General features: G+C 36.4%; 15 protein-coding genes and 1 CRISPR repeat array. Of the genes, 10 read left to right on the top strand and 5 right to left on the bottom strand.

Features of this window, described 5'->3' with window-relative positions; genetic code table 11:
- Positions 1 to 39: 39 nt before the first annotated feature.
- On the bottom strand, positions 40 to 723 hold the full coding sequence (locus BLS14_RS29975; RefSeq protein ID WP_090955443.1) for a hypothetical protein: 684 nt from the start codon (positions 721 to 723) through the stop codon (positions 40 to 42).
- A gap of 395 nt (positions 724 to 1,118) precedes the next feature.
- On the opposite strand from BLS14_RS29975, the gene BLS14_RS33645 reads away from it, so the two are divergent.
- The 4 genes from BLS14_RS33645 (at position 1,119) to BLS14_RS29950 (ending at position 6,478) form a co-directional block, all read left to right on the top strand.
- Complete coding sequence (locus tag BLS14_RS33645) at positions 1,119 to 1,244, top strand: IS3 family transposase (RefSeq protein ID WP_090955560.1); 126 nt, start codon at positions 1,119 to 1,121, stop codon at positions 1,242 to 1,244.
- A gap of 994 nt (positions 1,245 to 2,238) precedes the next feature.
- Positions 2,239 to 2,472, top strand: a complete 234-nt coding sequence (locus BLS14_RS32855; RefSeq protein WP_090955439.1) for a hypothetical protein — start codon at positions 2,239 to 2,241, stop codon at positions 2,470 to 2,472.
- A gap of 619 nt (positions 2,473 to 3,091) precedes the next feature.
- Positions 3,092 to 3,523, top strand: a complete 432-nt coding sequence (locus BLS14_RS29955) for a hypothetical protein (RefSeq protein WP_090955437.1) — start codon at positions 3,092 to 3,094, stop codon at positions 3,521 to 3,523.
- 753 nt (positions 3,524 to 4,276) lie between these two features.
- Entirely contained in the window at positions 4,277 to 6,478 is a 2,202-nt protein-coding gene (locus BLS14_RS29950) for a glycoside hydrolase domain-containing protein (RefSeq protein WP_090955435.1), read from the top strand.
- Positions 6,479 to 6,552: 74 nt separating this feature from the next.
- On the opposite strand, the gene BLS14_RS29945 is transcribed toward BLS14_RS29950, so the two are convergent.
- Entirely contained in the window at positions 6,553 to 7,065 is a 513-nt protein-coding gene (locus BLS14_RS29945; protein WP_176854848.1) for a YcxB family protein, read from the bottom strand.
- 356 nt (positions 7,066 to 7,421) lie between these two features.
- Here BLS14_RS29945 and BLS14_RS33390 point away from each other — a divergent pair, with 356 nt between their 5' ends.
- Entirely contained in the window at positions 7,422 to 10,034 is a 2,613-nt protein-coding gene (locus BLS14_RS33390; RefSeq protein ID WP_256336750.1) for an AAA family ATPase, read from the top strand.
- Positions 10,031 to 11,320, top strand: a complete 1,290-nt coding sequence (locus tag BLS14_RS29935; protein ID WP_256336749.1) for an McrC family protein — start codon at positions 10,031 to 10,033, stop codon at positions 11,318 to 11,320. Before BLS14_RS33390 ends, BLS14_RS29935 begins: the two co-directional genes overlap by 4 nt.
- Before the next feature lie 99 nt (positions 11,321 to 11,419).
- On the opposite strand, the gene BLS14_RS29930 is transcribed toward BLS14_RS29935, so the two are convergent.
- Positions 11,420 to 11,674, bottom strand: a complete 255-nt coding sequence (locus BLS14_RS29930) for a hypothetical protein (protein ID WP_090955431.1) — start codon at positions 11,672 to 11,674, stop codon at positions 11,420 to 11,422.
- Positions 11,675 to 12,199: 525 nt separating this feature from the next.
- On the opposite strand from BLS14_RS29930, the gene BLS14_RS29925 reads away from it, so the two are divergent.
- Both BLS14_RS29925 and BLS14_RS32850 read left to right on the top strand, forming a co-directional pair.
- The gene (locus BLS14_RS29925; protein ID WP_090955429.1) at positions 12,200 to 12,565 is read left to right on the top strand and encodes a hypothetical protein; all 366 of its coding nucleotides are present in this window, start codon (positions 12,200 to 12,202) and stop codon (positions 12,563 to 12,565) included.
- A 12-nt stretch (positions 12,566 to 12,577) separates the two neighbouring features.
- On the top strand, positions 12,578 to 12,748 hold the full coding sequence (locus BLS14_RS32850) for a hypothetical protein (protein ID WP_176854845.1): 171 nt from the start codon (positions 12,578 to 12,580) through the stop codon (positions 12,746 to 12,748).
- Here the strand turns inward: BLS14_RS32850 and BLS14_RS29920 are convergent.
- Together BLS14_RS29920 and BLS14_RS29915 are read right to left on the bottom strand one after the other, a co-directional pair.
- Positions 12,741 to 13,049 (bottom strand): hypothetical protein, encoded by a 309-nt coding sequence (locus tag BLS14_RS29920; protein WP_090955428.1) that lies wholly within the window; start codon positions 13,047 to 13,049, stop codon positions 12,741 to 12,743. The genes BLS14_RS32850 and BLS14_RS29920 overlap by 8 nt on opposite strands.
- Positions 13,050 to 13,675: 626 nt before the next feature.
- Positions 13,676 to 14,110: direct repeats of the CRISPR family, unit length 33 nt; unit sequence ATTTCAATCCACGCACTCCATACGGAGTGCGAC.
- Positions 14,111 to 14,346: 236 nt separating this feature from the next.
- Entirely contained in the window at positions 14,347 to 15,045 is a 699-nt protein-coding gene (locus tag BLS14_RS29915) for an RNA-binding protein (RefSeq protein ID WP_090955426.1), read from the bottom strand.
- A 251-nt stretch (positions 15,046 to 15,296) separates the two neighbouring features.
- On the opposite strand from BLS14_RS29915, the gene BLS14_RS29910 reads away from it, so the two are divergent.
- Together BLS14_RS29910 and BLS14_RS29905 are read left to right on the top strand one after the other, a co-directional pair.
- On the top strand, positions 15,297 to 15,857 hold the full coding sequence (locus tag BLS14_RS29910; protein WP_090955424.1) for a hypothetical protein: 561 nt from the start codon (positions 15,297 to 15,299) through the stop codon (positions 15,855 to 15,857).
- Positions 15,858 to 15,966: 109 nt separating this feature from the next.
- Positions 15,967 to 16,296, top strand: coding sequence for an HNH endonuclease (locus BLS14_RS29905; protein ID WP_090955422.1), 330 nt, complete (start codon positions 15,967 to 15,969; stop codon positions 16,294 to 16,296).
- The last annotated feature ends 267 nt before the right edge of the window (positions 16,297 to 16,563 follow it).

The raw sequence follows: 16,563 nt of genomic DNA, 5'->3' as shown, positions 1-16,563 counted from the left end.
TTTTTGATAAACTAATTTGTTAATGTAGTATGGAATAAATTAAGAATCGTACCGCAAAGCAACCATTTGATGGATACTACGAGTATCCCCTGAGTAAGATTTCTCAGTACATTTGATTTGGGAAGAACCGCTACCGTCCAAAAAGATACCATTAACAAGTGTACCAGAACCAACATTATCTTTGATCGCTTTTCTAAAAGCTTCTGCAGAGCATTTTGTTGGTGTCACAACAAGCCAGATGTTTTTCGTATTGTTGTAAACAAGTCCGGATCTTTCCACAGAGCCGGTACGGTTAGGCATGTTCTCATTATCTGCTTTAGATGCCCAAGTACTGTCGCTGTTTAGGTTCATACTAATTCCACCTTGTGCCCAGAAGGCTGTACGTTTGACTACAGCTAAATCGGCGGCAGACTTAACTACTTGTACAGAGAACTCATTTTCACTCAAATCCCATACCAGCGTACCACGAGCTTTATCCCCGTAATTGGTGTACCCGCTACCATACGCGGACTTTGACCCTTTAATCGGTACATCGTTATTTACTGCGATTTGCAAGAGATCCCCAGTACTCATGTTAAAAAATCCACCATTGATACCAAAAAAACCTGAACCTGGAACGGTTGTTGCACCGACGTGACGAATAACAATATTAGACGGTGAAGTTTTAATGGTGTGAAGAACGACACCGTTTGATGCAGTATAAGATGTGAATGTGTATGCCATCTGAATCTCTCCCCTTTAGTACATAATTTTTTGATCTGATCAGTGAGAAATTGGCCATTTTGTTGTTCTCATATATAAAGGTGTTTTTAAACAATGGATTACAACCAATTCACAGTTTTTTATTCTACCCCTTAACTATAAGGTTGAGATAATATGATCATTCTGTTCAAACTGCTCTAATACCGTTGTGGTGCAATGATGCTTCGAAAGCATTTTGGAGGAATTTAACGCGTAACTCCTACTTGATCACCAGGAGTAAGAAAGGGCGGGATTGAGATTTGTGGGAATCAAGTACAAGAGGAGCACAATATGTACATTGATGAAGCAGGTAATGAAGGTGACGATCTAGAGATGATTAAAGTAATATGTGAGAAGAACTACTTGCATCCTGACGGATCTTTGAGGAACTCCAAAAAGACAAGGATAACTACATACACTTTTATAATGACGAACGGTTACAGGCACAACAAAGCGGCCTCAGTCCCAATGAATTCAGGACGAAGGCCGCTAAATTATTTTAATTTTTTGTAAAGTCTACTTGATGGGGAGCATCTCACACATCCCCTTTTGTATTTACTAAGATTGAAATAGAGTAGGTGTGTTGTGCTTATATATATACACAAAATGGCACCGAGTTAGCTAAGTATATTGTTGGAGACAGACATTAGCGAACTAAAGAGGGATCAGCTGATTTTAAGTTGAGAAACGAATTGCGTCAGGATATCTACTTGGTCTAGACTTAGGCTCTGATAGGAATAATCTTCACCAATTTGATCATACGAATAGAGATGACAAAGCGTATACGCTTCAATATGATTTTGTTCAATTAAACATAAGAAAAAATTAGGTGTTTTATTTATTTCTTTATAGAAATATTGTGAATTGGGGCTCGCAGACTTAAGCTCAGAAATATGTCTGAATACGTTAGTCGGTAGGAATGATTTTAACGGATTCAAGTTGTTTGCTGAAAAATTAGTTTTGTAAATTGACATGTAATACCCCCTGTTAATCATTTTCCGAAGCTGTAATACTGTCTCTCTATTATACCAAACAAACGTTCCCCTGTTAAGGGAAAATCAACCTTTTTGCGTATGTTTTTTGGCGAAAAAAAGCAGTAGAAAAGATAATATTTATATGAATAATGCAATAGAGAGTACGATGAAATTGTGAGTTTTTAGAGCTGTTTTTGAATCAAATCGTAAGAAGCCCCATACATTCATTAGAGAGGCATTTTAATATTCCAGAAAAGCTTCGTGTCCTACCAATTCGTACAAATTCTTAAAATGGATACCGATTTATGAGCTCCAGTAGGACTTCGCTAAAAGGGAAAAAACGCAACGCATGCGATATTTCGTTGCGGTACGCAATATTATATTATATATTTAAGGCAACGAACGAGTCTATTCATAAAAAGTAAGGGCACTTTTTATGAATAGGGTATCCCCTTAATCAAGCGTCTTAAATACTTTTAATTTGATAAGGAGAGAACTAATTATAGCAAACCTACCATATACAGTGGAATTTAAACAAGTTACAGGTGGCGGTACCAAATTTGCAATTATCAAGACCGAATTGTCCAGGGTAAAACCAGAAATCATTAACACCCAAATGCAGCAAAAACCACATATTGGGGTAAACGGAGGTTTCTTCACAGCAGATAATGGCTACGATAAACCTCCAACTGCTCTAAAGTCCATTAGTTATTGGAAGGGTGATAGTATTTCATATTCCTACAATGGTACCGATTGAAATCATATATGTGGTCCTCCATTATTTTTTAGCAGCCGGTCGTACTCCGTATGGAGTGCGTGAATTTCCATGAACAGGGGAACACTGGACATATGCCTACCGAGAGTACATCGTCACTGCAACGGTTCATAATTCGATATACCCTTTCGTGAAAAGATGCCCAAAACCATGTCGTTCCTATTCTACAATCTATACCGAAGAACCCATCTCGAAGAAAATGCGGTGTCTCCTTTTCTCAGTACGTACTTTGTACGCACAAAACCAATTTTTGTCGGAAAACTTCCTAATATTTGCGCCCGATCTTCTCGAAGGGTTTCATGCCTGGTAAACCAAACGTTGCAGCAATATTGTCATAAGCTGTGACTCATCATGCGATTCACGACAATTTTCACGAATTGCTCTATCGGAGAGCTTTTTCCTGTAGACGGTACAGAAACGAAATGAGAGTGATCGAAGCGCTATATTTCTGTGATCAATATACATTTGGTGGCTTTGACCGATCCATCAGTAGGAACGATTAAAAATCTAGGTGTTTGGAAAAAGATTTGAATGCGCTTTGATCTTAGTTATAAAATTGTTTGAAGTGTTATAATAGTAAAAAAGGAGGAATTTGTGTAACATGTCTATTTTTACACCGAAAGAAATTGAGTTTCTTAATTTGCTAATCGATAAGAATCCAAATAATCCACCAAATATTCTTGAGCTTCAAAATAAACTCATGAAACTTGCTTGCCCCGAACCTACTAAAGCGAATACGAAGCTATCTTGGATCTATGATTCTAAGAATGCATTAGTTCCTCTGAAAAATTTTATTAAACTACCTGTTCAAGACTTGACTAAGGAGTTAAAAGTCTTTTTTCCTCAAGAAGAAATAGAATACATAAGAATTGCAAATATTTTAGCTAAGAATGGATATCATAAAGTACATCAATTACTAGAGTTAACGGTGTTTAGTTTTAATTGCATTAGACGAGTTGGCCCAAGAACACAGGAGAAAATACTCAACGCTTTACTAAAGCATAGCGAAGAAGTGGACAAGTCACAATCATAGATAGAAAAGTTTAGGAACTCCTCTGGGTATGTACGTAGGATTTTAGGTACTTTATTGACAAAAGTTTGTCTCAGGGTATTTCCTATACTTTACAGTTGTTGCTTCCAAAGCGACAAGCGATCCTGCCACTTTGGAGGCAACAACATTGGTTCGTAAGCTTTCACATCCTGAGAATCTCGTATAACTGAATTTACATACAAAATTGTGGTACCGTACGGGAAAGAACCACAACTCCTGCAGTCGACACTACAAAAGGTGAAGAGTCTGAAGATGGTAAAGAAACTAAATTGAGAACAATACGAACTTCTGGGATATCTCCGGAAAATTTGCTGAAGAAGTAATCAAAATCTTGATAACTTTTGGCAACTTGAAAGGTAATGCAGACGGCACATTTTGTTAAAAAGATTACTCGTGGAGATTTTGCAACCACGGCTAAGCGTGAATTGGGGAGTTTGTAGAACAGAAGGATGAACTTTACTCGTTAGTGGTACTTAACTAGAGCGAGTAGCATGAGGGAGAGATTCATAATGGGAGACTAAGCAAATAAAATGTTGCGTAACGTAACGTTATATATTATAATATAAATAAGTCATAGATATGTTAGGTCGGATCAAGTAAAGGGGATTTACTCGATCCGGTTTAAATCCCTCATATTTATGCGAAAATTTTTTTTTTTAAAATCAGCTATGAAAATGTAAAGTTGTAAAACGCTATTTTTCTTTATTAATACAAAAAAGAAAGTAGGTAATATACATGGATGCAAGAGTACTGCAAACACAAGTATGGCTTAATAACACATATGGCGATCGCCTAGGTTTTACACGAGTAACTGCAGACGGTTTGACGGGTTGGAGCACGATCTATTCATTGATTCGCGCATTACAACTTGAACTTGGGATTCCTGGAGCAGAAACATCAGATACTTTCGGTCCAAAAACCGAAAGCCTCTTTCAACCAATAAGTAAACAAAGTACAGGGGCTCCTACAAACAACCTCAATTTTATTCTACAAGGAGCTTTGTTTTGTAAGGGTTACAATCCAGGTGGATTTACGGGAAATTTCTTTGATGGTACTGAAAAAACCGTGAAGGAACTACAGAGTGATGTCGGCTTAGCCGTACAAGATGGTATCGTAAACGCAGCTTTGATGAAGGCACTGCTTAATATGAGTTCATATAAATTATCACTCATCCGAGGAGGAAGTGCTTCAATTCGGAGAGCACAGCAAAACTTGAATCGCGATTACAATAGATACTTTGGTTTAATGCCTACGGATGGTATCTATTCTAGAGAGACTAATAAAGCATTGATTTATGCTTTGCAGGCTGAAGAAGGATTGGCAGTTGGTGTTGCGAATGGTAACTTCGGACCAAGTACAATCAGTTTGTGCCCTACCTTAAGTGAGTCTAATAGCCCTCGCGGGTTTGTGCGTATCTTACAGTATGCTTTAGTGTGTAATGGGTCAGAGTATGATACAGGTGATTTTGATGGTGTTTATGATTCAAGCGTTACGAACGCTGTAAAGAGGTTTCAAACGTTCATGATGCTCCCAGTTACCGGGGTAGCCAATATGTCTACTATAAAACAGTTAATGACTAGTAACGGGGACACCAACAGAAGTGCTACTGCGTGTGACGCCTCTACAATTTTGACAGCGGCACATGTAAATACTTTAGTGAGCAATGGCTATAAGGTAGTGGGGCGGTATTTGACTGGTAATGTATCCACAGGCAATGGTGGAGTGCGTTCTAAAGCAATGACAGCGCAAGAATTACAAATTATATTTAATAGGGGATTACGAGTTTTTCCCATCTATCAAGATGGTGGACATCGGGCAACACATTTTGTCACGGGACAAGGTAAAACGGATGCACATAAAGCCCATCTGGCCGCTCGGTCCTTGGGGTTCGGCTCAGGTACTACAATATATTTTGCGGTCGATTATGATGCATACGATTATGAAGTTACAGAGAAATTAATCCCTTATTTCCGTGAGATTAGAGAAGTGTTTGAGACACTTGCTGATTTAGGTGGGATGCCAGCATACAAGGTTGGTATTTATGGCGCTAGAAATACATGCATACGCACAGCGAACGATCTGAAGGCTAAAACGGATTACAGTTTTGTTTCAGATATGTCTACAGGATTTAGTGGTAACTTAGGATTCCCAATGCCTGATAACTGGGCATTTGATCAGTTCTTCGAAACCTCCATTGGTTCAGGGGATGGAAAGCTAGCTATTGATAAAAATGCTTATTCCGGTAGAGATACAGGTGTCTCCTCCGTAACACCGCCTGCTGATTTGAAAAGAGAAGCTCTCTTTACAGCTTGGCTTGATATGATTTCTTCATTCCCTATTCTAAAAGATACACCATCTTTGTACTCTACCAATTTTGTATTTAATACGACGCAGCGAGTATTCTCATCAACAATGGTGGATATCGACGTTACGACTCAAACGGAATACGAGTTTACAGGAAATAATATGCACAAGATTAATATCACAAACGGCAAATTGGGTGTTTCTGCTGAGAATATCTTGGGGAGTACAGAAACAAAACTATCAGTAGAAGAAGTCAAAGACTTTAAAAACTTCTTGAATAATGTTTCATTATCAGTGGAGAATGGTATTCTTGCAATTAGTACAACTCCACAAGGTAATAAGCTTGTCATGGAGATTAAAGTTTTCAAAAATGAGATCCCGCTTTTTGATGGAACGAAGGCGACGCTTGAAGTAACTGTAGTATATACGTTTAAACATGTTTCTACCGATCAAAATCCGAATTACGATACACTCGCGTATATTGTGGGTGGTGCTGCAATAGTTGCTGCGATCATAGCTGCCGCCATTATGGCTCCTGCCATTGGAGTGGGTGGTATAGCTTATGGAACAGCAACGGCTATCATTGCCTTTCTTGCAGGGATCTTCAGTAATGGAGACGATGGTAACGCATAATGGACTTGACTAAAATAAAGAAGCGGACGATGTTGATTTCATCGTCTGCTTCTTTATTTACTACTGATATAATGCTATCTAGATTTTTCTGATATAGGGAGAAGATATTTCTCAAGAAAATATTTAAATTCTCTAGTAGTCTCTTCAGTATCTAGAGCTCTTTTAGGAATGATAACAGCTTGTAAATCAGATACATATAGAAAATAGTGGTCTGCATCTTGTCTTATGATTTTAAAGTCATTCCATTTGAATGAGGAATTTGCAGTCTCAGTACTCCTTACAATTCCTTCGTCATTAAGAAAAAGAAGGTTATTGCCCACAAGCATACTCAAATTTTGCTTCTTTAAGGTTCTGATTAACGAATAAATTGATAATTTAGTGAAAACAAACGGGAAAGTAATAATAAAAAATAAAATGATTCCTAAACTTATAGGGGATACAGAAGCTCTCAAAACCGTAACAAAAAGTAAAACAGTAAAAAGAAATAACATAATCCATCTGTATTTTCGATGTTGACTCGATTTCAGAACGACATTCTTTTGCAAATCAACAAGATCTTCAAATTCTAGGTTGAATTTAAGCTTCATCAAATTGGCCTCCATTTAGTATTTATCATATTATAACGTATATAGTTGAGAAATGGAAAAATATTGGTTGCTTCAAAATCGACATTGAAATCTTTATAGTGGAAATTATTCAACCAATAAACCATTCCAGTCTATGCAGGGTTACTAAGACTTATGACTGAACAGTAAAAATTGATTATGACTAAGGAGGCGTTGTGGATTGATAGATATTTCCAAATGTAGTACTATTGAAATAGTAGCAGAAGCACTGAACAAGTGAGGGGCCGAGGAGAGATTCCTTGGCCCCTTTCTTATTAATAACCATTATTTGAGAAGATAACATGGAACTGTTTAGACTATATGGGGGTGGGCTTGTAGTGGATGACAAGAGATATGATATTAAAGTGTCAGTTTGGTTGGCAGTGGTTATTATGGCATACGAAAGATATATGAGTACGCATTCACCTACAAAAGATATGATGTATTTTAAACAATCTTTAATTCGACAAAAAGCCCAAACGATTAGTTCTGTAAAAGTTGATCAGGCAGCCATTTCTCAATGGTATAACGGAAATCACAATCAAAGCACATACAACTATATGTGTGAAGAGGGCGCAACAAGAAGGCTATCCTTTCATGGAGAATTTAATTTTGAAAAAGAACGCCCAGATAATTTGTACTTACAAGATAGGGTTCAAGTATCAAATGAATATAAAAGTATTCAAGAATTAGTGGGCTTTGTTGAAGGCCCATATACTGCATTATATGGTTCACAAAAATTGTCCAAAGATATTGATTGTATTTCTATTTTAGAGTATTTGGAACAATATGCAGGAGAGCCTTACGAGAAGCTTGAGAGAGCGGATTTATCTAATAAAACGAAGCTAATAGAGATTCAACGTGCAGGTACTGCTGCAGTTCAGCATTTAGATAAGATGGCGGAATTATGTGAAAGCAAGTTCCAACTCAATAAAACAGGGCAATCAAAATGGTTGGATGGAAGCAATCAAAAAGTTAGGGGCTATTTGTGGAGGCAGCTTCATGTCAAGGGTAATGAAGGACCGACGACTTTATCTTTATTTGCTGAATTGACTGACCATAGAGCTAGATTTAGATTCTCAGTAGAGTTAAATGAAGAAAAGAGCAAACCGGAGCATTATACAAAGCATCACAATATATTGAATAAGGATATCCGAGGAGCATCTGAAAAATTAGTGTACATACACGGGGGGAATAGTTCAAAGTCAATCATGCAGGAACTAAATCTTTCGACAGCTGAATTAAAGGAACTCATTAAAAAAGGAACATACAAGAAAATTCAGTTAGCTCGTGTCATATATCGAGAGGATTTTAACACCAATGAAGAGTTGATTGAAGAAATGTTAAAGTCGATAGAAGCGCTATTACCGTATTATGATTTGGTATATAACAATAAGAAAACTACCTCAGTTACAAAGGGTGAGAATATTGAAAGCTTAAAAGAAGAAAGGAATAACATTATGAACTATGGGAATAAAAATAAGATCCTGTTTGGTCCTCCAGGGACAGGGAAAACATACCATACTGTACTCTATGCGGTTGCCATCATTGAAGATAAGCCCATGTCCCATGTTTATCAAGAGGACTATGACGCGGTCTTCGAAAGATATTGTGAATATAAGACGAATGGGAAAATTAGCTTCACCACATTCCACCAGTCCTATAGCTATGAAGAATTTATTGAAGGCATTAAACCTCGACTTGCTATGGATGCGGAAGGGGCGTTAGATGGGCTTGAATATAAAATTGAAGCAGGAGTGTTCAAGCGATTCTGCGATGATGCACAACAATTTAATGTTCAAACTGTGTCAGCCGACATACGTTCCAACCCAACCGTTTGGAAAGTATCTTTAAAGGGCAGTGGTCAAAATGAGGTGAAAGAGGACTGCTTTACAAATAATCGGATACGAATCGGTTGGGACTGGAAAGATAAGGTGTTGTCTGAGGAGTCTGATTTTAAAACAATGAAAGAAAAAAGTATACTCTTGTATTTTCAACATGAAATGAAAATAGGAGATATCGTTTTAACTCTTCTGGACAAAGAACATATTGATGGAATAGGTATTGTCACTGGAGACGCCGAATGGCTTGATGATGGTGATAAGTATCCTAGAAGTAGAACCGTCCAATGGATTGCAACCGGAATTAAAGAGAACATTGTGGCTATGAATCAAGGAATCCGACTAACAAGTTCTACTGTTTACCGGCTTAAAATTAATATTGCTTCAGTGCTACAAATGATTAGCCGACATACTGCGAATAAAGATGTTCATATTGAAGAAAACAAGGATAAGTATGTTTTTATAATTGATGAAATCAACAGAGGCAATGTTTCTAAAATATTCGGGGAATTGATTACATTAATTGAGTCAACAAAACGATTAGGAGAAAAAGAAGCGATTACAGCGACCTTACCTTATTCGGGTATTCCGTTTGGTGTACCTAGTAACATATACATTCTAGGAACAATGAACACAGCTGATAGATCTATTGCTTTAATGGATACAGCACTTAGGAGAAGATTTGAATTTATAGAAATGATGCCAAAAGCAGAAGTGCTATCCTGTATAAATCTGGGGAGAATAGATTTGAAGAGAATGCTAACCGCCATTAACCTACGCATAGAATCATTATATGACAGAGAACACACAATAGGGCACGCTTATTTCACCCCACTTTTTCAAGAGCCCTCTCTCAGCAAATTGGGAGATATCTTCATGAATACAATTATACCTTTAATGCAGGAATACTTTTACGATGATTACAGTAAAATTCAATTGGTACTTGGTGACAACGCTAAAGATGATCCATATAAATTTATTAAAGATGAGACATTGAAATTAAATGATTTATTTAAAGGCACTGTTGATATTGACTTGCCTGAGACTAAGTACAGTATCCAAAAGGTTGCATTTTCAAAAGAGGAAAGCTACATTCAAATTTATGAATGAAAAGTGGAGAACGCATGGGGAAAATTTTAGAGATCAAAGAACATGATGTTATTACCTGTAACAAAGAATACATTCATGATAGTAAGTATAAATATTTGGATGATAAATCCTTTTCAGACTTAGAGAATTTGGTGTTAACCTTCAATAATAAAGATGCAGATGCAATTGATTTCTTCAGTATCACTACGCTACGAAATGTTGGTAAGGTTATACGTGCAAAAAACTATGTGGGTATAGTTCAATTGAAGAGTGGCACACAAATTCAAATATTGCCTAAAATTGAAGTTAGGCAAGGATATGATACTAAAATAATTTTTTTACGAATGTTGAAAAGTATGAAAGATTTCCCTAGTAAAATTTTTAATGAAACCAACTTAAGCGTTGATAAAATGGATTTATATGAGATATTCATCAAGCTTTATATACTTGAATTACGAAGTCTATTGAAGAAGGGGTTACAAGGTGCTTATCACGCCATAGAAGATAACAATCAGTATTACAAAGGGAAACTTCTCATAAATGAACATATCAAACAAAATGTGATTCATAAAGAGCGGTTTTACGTACAATACGATGAATTCAGCATAAATAGAGCTGAAAATCGATTGATCAAAGCAACATTGTTGATATTGTTGAAGAAAGCGAAAAGTTTAGAAAACATTAAAGAAATGAAGCAGATGTTATCAGGTTTTGAGAGGGTTGAAGCGTCAAACCAATATGAAAAGGATTTCAGCCAAGTAGTAGTGAATCGAAATTCGTATGAATATACTGCGTTAATGAAATGGTCCAAGGTTTTTCTTTCTAACAAGAGCCTCACAACCTTCTCAGGGGTGACTCACGGACGAGCACTGCTCTTTCCTATGGAGAAAGTATTTGAATCTTTTGTAGGGAATAGACTTAGAAGGGCTGTACAGGATAGAGATTGGAATATATCCTTACAGGATCATAGATATTATCTGTTTGAAAATCAGTTTGCAATGAAACCTGATATTGTGCTGGAAAAGAAGGATGGAAGCAGAACAATCATATTAGATACTAAGTGGAAACGACTTAATGCTCAAAGCAAATCTAACTATGGCATAGCCCAAAGCGACATGTATCAGATGTATGCTTATGCTAAAAAGTACTCAGCACATGAAGTGTGGTTATTATACCCAATTCAGGAAGAGCTGATGCAGAATCTTGCTTTTAAAAGTAATGATCAGGTTTGGGTTAAATTATTTTTCATTGATCTGTGTCACATTGAAGAAAATATGAATACACTTATCAGTTTGATTGAAAGCTAATTGGGCGATTTGCTTTACCTTGTGTCTAATCAGGTTAAATTACAAAGTAGGCTTATACATCAAAGAATCGGCTACATATGAGCCGATCTTTGCTGGAGTTTAATTCTTTCGTTCACTAACATTTGGTGAAGCATCAGGATCATTTAAAATGACAGCTTCTTCTTTTGAGACCTGATTTAATGTTTTAGCAACCATGACGATAGATTTGTTTAACTGTACAAGTCGTTTATCCAAAGTGTCTAATCGACTATTGAAGTTACCTAAAACTGATCGAAGCAAAATGATTGCGACTAGACTTGGAAAACCCACAGTGCCGATTAACTGACCAATCGTTTCGAGTGAAAAATTTTCCATCATCACCTTCTCCTTTAGCATTTTAATAGCAAAGCTTCTGTACTAACGGGAGCCTTGCGTAACCATAAAATTGTTTACTGATTGCTACAGCACAATAACATGCTCAATTCCTGGTGAAAACTAATATAAAGACTTTTTAATCAGTCCATGGGCCAGCGATTCGAAAGAAGAGGGATATGCACGTTATAAGATAAATCCCCGTTATCTTATAACGTGCTTTCTTTCTACTTATATTATATAATATAACGTAACGTAACGCAATATTATAGGTTGTTATTTTTGGATTCTAAGAGATAGGTTAAGATTTAGAATTCGTTTTTTCAAGCAATTCTAATGTAAAATATTTTTGTGTATAGCTTAGAAAATTAAAACTTCACGTAGTTTATAATTAATAAGGAATAATATTGAAATTACAAGTATAATTCAATTTACTTAAAGCGAAAATAATATAAAAGTATAGTTATTATATATTGTGATACGTAACGAATCACTATATAATAACCTAAGGTGAATAGGAGGGTAAATATGAAATATAACATTAACTTATTTGGCTACAATGTGGATTGTGATCTTAAAGTTGAGAATGAGGGTTTGAGAATTGAGATTCCAGAAGATAACCAGAATTCTTTAAAACAATACCTAATCCGTGTTTTGCCTAAATATGGAAGAGAGGCCTCTAACGATTCTTCTCTAGAAGAATTAGTGAAACTCTCCATAGATGCTGAAAAGACATTAGAAGGCCGGATGGTTGAACCAAAATTGAAGTTACCTTATGAATTCCAACCAGAAATTAAAGAAAAATTAATTGAAGCTGCCGCATTACAAGAGATGTCTGCTACCCAACTGTTGATACGTATTATTGAAAAAAAATATCAAGAAATTATTGGATAGGAGGAGCAATCAATGGCATACGGCAACAAAGTAAAATTCCATTATGATGTACCAGTGTATATAAAAAAACAACTTGCTGAAGCTGCGAAAAAAATGAACATGACGGCAACAGATTTGCTGTCCAGGACAATTGAAGAGGAATATGAACGTGTTACTAAGGAGAAAGAAAGCAATTCTAAGTAATATCAAGTCGGGAAGCAAATTGAATAAAGAAATTCATCTGTTTTAGGGGGAGGCTTTGGTATGAAAAGTCTCTTCCTATTTGATCAAAAGAAAAAAGGTGACAAACGGTATACTTTTCTAATGTATTTTGTTCAATTAAGTAAACATCCACGTTAGGCTTCTCTTCTATTACTTTCCAATGAAAAAAGGAAGAAGGACTCCCCTCGATTAACTCCAATATTTGTTGGTATACGCTTTCGGATAAGCAAGTTTCTAGCAGCTTATAGTTGTTTTTCAAAAACTGGTTCTCTTCAATTAACATAAAACTTTGCCCCCTTTTTTGTAGTACCGTTTATGTACTAGGCTTACTCATTATACCAAACATGTGTTCTCATGTTAAGGGTTATATTTCCTGAGTAGTATAATTTTTACGTATGGAGTAAAGGAAATGTTTCGGATTCAAAGGTTACAGTATTGATATTAATTTAAATATGTTCCTAAATAAGTAATAATATGATTTCGTTTAACAATTAAAAACTTAGTTGAATCGAAAAAAGTAATAATATTCCTTTTGAACTGATCTTTTCAATATTATACAACATAACGTTACAATACGCTATATATATCCTTGGATAAGTTTAGCAAATTGTTTGAGGTACAGATTGTTCAGGCTGAATATGAATAGTAACTTTATATTATGTAAAAGGAAAAGAACCTGATTGAACTGTGTACACTGGGGACGTTAAAATACAAGCGGAGTAAAAAGTGATTAGCATTGTAACGTACGTACTTCCATATTATTCAACCTAATCCACAGTAATAGCCTTAACTAACTATCTTCATATTATAAAAGTACAAATAAAGAGGTGAAGAAAAGGGGGACATTCTATTCCACGACTCCATACATACCGACTGTCACAATATATAGAGATAGAGGGGCGAGGGAATATTTCAATCCACGCACTCCATACGGAGTGCGACTTGTCTATAAGGAGTGATCGGCAGGATGCTATCAAATTTCAATCCACGCACTCCATACGGAGTGCGACTTATACGCGAGCTGCATCAACGTGCCCGGATTGTTATTTCAATCCACGCACTCCATACGGAGTGCGACCACACGCAGGTGATGGAGGCGGAGCAGTTCTTCGATTTCAATCCACGCACTCCATACGGAGTGCGACGTGATCAGTTTCGATCCGTTCGAGGATATGTGATTTCAATCCACGCACTCCATACGGAGTGCGACATGAAATACATGAGATGGTTGTCGTTATGGATATGATTTCAATCCACGCACTCCATACGGAGTGCGACTCCAAACATCGACTCCGTAATGTATCATAATAGATTTCAATCCACGCACTCCATACGGAGTGCGACAGTAAAAAATAGCGTTATCTCTTCGCTTTTTGTGATGAGTTTACGTTACTCCGACACTTTCTCTTAAGTAACTTGCTCATTTTATCGTTCTAGATGATGTCTATTTTGCCAAAAGGTAAAAAAGAGAGGTTTTCGACAAATTTCGAGGTGCGAATCCCCTAGAGAATTCCTGTGTGCTTGGCATCCGCACCTGCCCAAATATGAAGTGTCTGTTAGTTTTTAAGCTTTGCTATCTATTATTGCTCTTGTTGAATGTATTCCTCGATTAGCTGCTTATGTGGTCCATTTTCGCTGTTTGTCACACCAAAATGACTTACTTTTTCTTCGGATGCATTATTGCCAAACACCCACTCATCTAAATCATGAAGAATTTGATGAATATAGACTACTGCCTGTGGGTCTTTCTTTTGATTTACGATTTCTGCTAGTAACGATATGTTATTGAAGTCTTTAGAAATTTCGGAATCATTAGCAGCTTCAGAAAGCCTCAAATATAGATTAGGATTTATCCACCGTTTGCCTAGCAAAGCATCCCATGCGTTTTTGCCCTCAACACCGTCTTTTAAAAGCCATTTATATCCATCTCCATCTTCAATTCCAACACTGTTTATTCTACTGTGTAAGTAGGGGAGCAGTGACTCTACATCTTCTTCAGTAGTAATAGCCTCTAAAAGAGCTTGGTTCTTATCAATAAAAGCATCGAAGTTTGCTGGTACCTCACCTGTACCAGTAAAAATTATAGTAATATCTTCGGTACTCGTTATCGGCTTCTTTACACTATAATTTTTATTGATGGATTCTGATGAAGGTTCTTCAGGTAATGGAGACTCAATATTCTCAATACTTGAATCGTTTTTAAAAAGAGCGTATACGCCAATGATGACAACTAAACACGAAATCAATCCTACGAGTAATTTCTTTTTTGATGAAAACATGTAGTTCCTCCTGTACTTAAGAATGAACTCATTGTAACATTTTTACATTATAGAGGATAGAAAGAGGGGATAAGAATTAATTATGTATTTATATTGCGTAACGTTACGTAATATGATATAGTGTATTTAGAGTTAATTAGTAGCTTTCGAACAGTAAGGGCTATGCTGTTCGAAAGTTAGCCCTACTAATTAACTTCACTAGAATTTCTATTTAATTCTATCTGTATAAAATACAAGGAGGAGAATAAATTATGTGGGTATATGTATATGAAGGTAATGAAGGTTATCTTAATGTGAATGAAACCATTTCTGTAGATGATGGACAATTGTTTTTCCAGAACGATACGAACAAGGAAACGATGTACACATGGAACCGATTAGCTAACTCATGGGCTACAGTTTCTTGTCCCGTTCTTGCTTCTAATGAATCCAAAGTCCAACTTCATCCGGGTGGGTTTTATCATCGTCTAATTCGTCTTGACTCTATGAACTGTAATGTTTGGAATAAATGTAATGCTAGTGGAGCCGGTTCAGGTTCTTATTACACGCTTCGTCAGTCTATCAACATTTATAACTCGAGTGGAAGTCTTTACACTACTATCAATTCCTCTACCAGTGAGATTGTCTTTGCATATGGTTATGGATTTACAAAAGCTAACAGTCCTTCTGAAATCTCAGGCACCGGAGTAGGCATCCGTGTGTATGGATATCGTAATAAATCTACAGGGGCTGTGACAAAGTTTAATGGCGAATATTTTGCTTCTGAACTTTATAAGAGTTCGCCCACATCTTATCTGATCAATACACTCTAGATCGTTCATTATGGAATATGTTGACTTTAGGCAATAAAATTCAGGTTAAGCAATTTTTCAGCGTAGTAAGGAAAATAGCCGTTCCCACTATAAAGTGTGGGGGCGGTTAATGTTTCCATATAGAGAACAACATGCAAATTTTAAGAGTGAATTTGATGAAGGTCATATAACGTTTACTTTAAGTGTGAGTAAGAAGAATTATGTAGAAGCACACCATCTAATTCCTATGAAATTACAGAATGAGTACATAAACTCGATCGACACAGAAAGTAATATACTTTCCCTATGTCCTAATTGTCATAGGATGGTCCATCATGCAAGGTCAAAGGACAAACGTGAGATACTGAGAGTATTTTATGAGAAAAGAAGAAGTCAGCTAGACACACTTGGTATAAAATTCAGTTTGTCTGATCTATATGGATTCTATGGTATTATTTAGTGTCGCGGGATCAGTAGCATACGTATGCAGAATTGTCATTATTAACCCTTTTTTATCTATCATCAAAGATACTTTCCTAGATTTGAACGTATAAACAATTCAATTAAAAGTAAATAAGGTAAGAGGGAGAACCTAAATATATGCCATTGAGCATACTGTGAGGTTCTCTTTTTGCCCCGGTAGTGTGAATAGCACGAGGGGGCCGCAGTGAAAAGGCCCAAGCGACTGTTTAGCAAAAACACAGGTCTGTGCGAAGCCGTAAGGCGA

It is taken from the genome of Paenibacillus sp. OK060, from assembly GCF_900101205.1.
Classification (GTDB): domain Bacteria; phylum Bacillota; class Bacilli; order Paenibacillales; family Paenibacillaceae; genus Paenibacillus; species Paenibacillus marchantiae.
This window is presented reverse-complemented; position numbering and strand designations above follow the sequence as displayed.

Excerpts from the sequence above, each read along its gene's own strand:
- BLS14_RS29975 (WP_090955443.1), bottom strand. The coding sequence starts at position 723 with ATGGCATACACATTCACATCTTATACTGCATCAAACGGTGTCGTTCTT.
- BLS14_RS29955 (WP_090955437.1), top strand. The coding sequence starts at position 3,092 with ATGTCTATTTTTACACCGAAAGAAATTGAGTTTCTTAATTTGCTAATC.
- BLS14_RS29950 (WP_090955435.1), top strand. The coding sequence starts at position 4,277 with ATGGATGCAAGAGTACTGCAAACACAAGTATGGCTTAATAACACATAT.
- BLS14_RS29945 (WP_176854848.1), bottom strand. The coding sequence starts at position 7,065 with ATGAAGCTTAAATTCAACCTAGAATTTGAAGATCTTGTTGATTTGCAA.
- BLS14_RS29935 (WP_256336749.1), top strand. The coding sequence starts at position 10,031 with ATGAAAAGTGGAGAACGCATGGGGAAAATTTTAGAGATCAAAGAACAT.
- BLS14_RS29930 (WP_090955431.1), bottom strand. The coding sequence starts at position 11,674 with ATGGAAAATTTTTCACTCGAAACGATTGGTCAGTTAATCGGCACTGTG.
- BLS14_RS29925 (WP_090955429.1), top strand. The coding sequence starts at position 12,200 with ATGAAATATAACATTAACTTATTTGGCTACAATGTGGATTGTGATCTT.
- BLS14_RS32850 (WP_176854845.1), top strand. The coding sequence starts at position 12,578 with ATGGCATACGGCAACAAAGTAAAATTCCATTATGATGTACCAGTGTAT.
- BLS14_RS29920 (WP_090955428.1), bottom strand. The coding sequence starts at position 13,049 with ATGTTAATTGAAGAGAACCAGTTTTTGAAAAACAACTATAAGCTGCTA.
- BLS14_RS29915 (WP_090955426.1), bottom strand. The coding sequence starts at position 15,045 with ATGTTTTCATCAAAAAAGAAATTACTCGTAGGATTGATTTCGTGTTTA.
- BLS14_RS29910 (WP_090955424.1), top strand. The coding sequence starts at position 15,297 with ATGTGGGTATATGTATATGAAGGTAATGAAGGTTATCTTAATGTGAAT.
- BLS14_RS29905 (WP_090955422.1), top strand. The coding sequence starts at position 15,967 with ATGTTTCCATATAGAGAACAACATGCAAATTTTAAGAGTGAATTTGAT.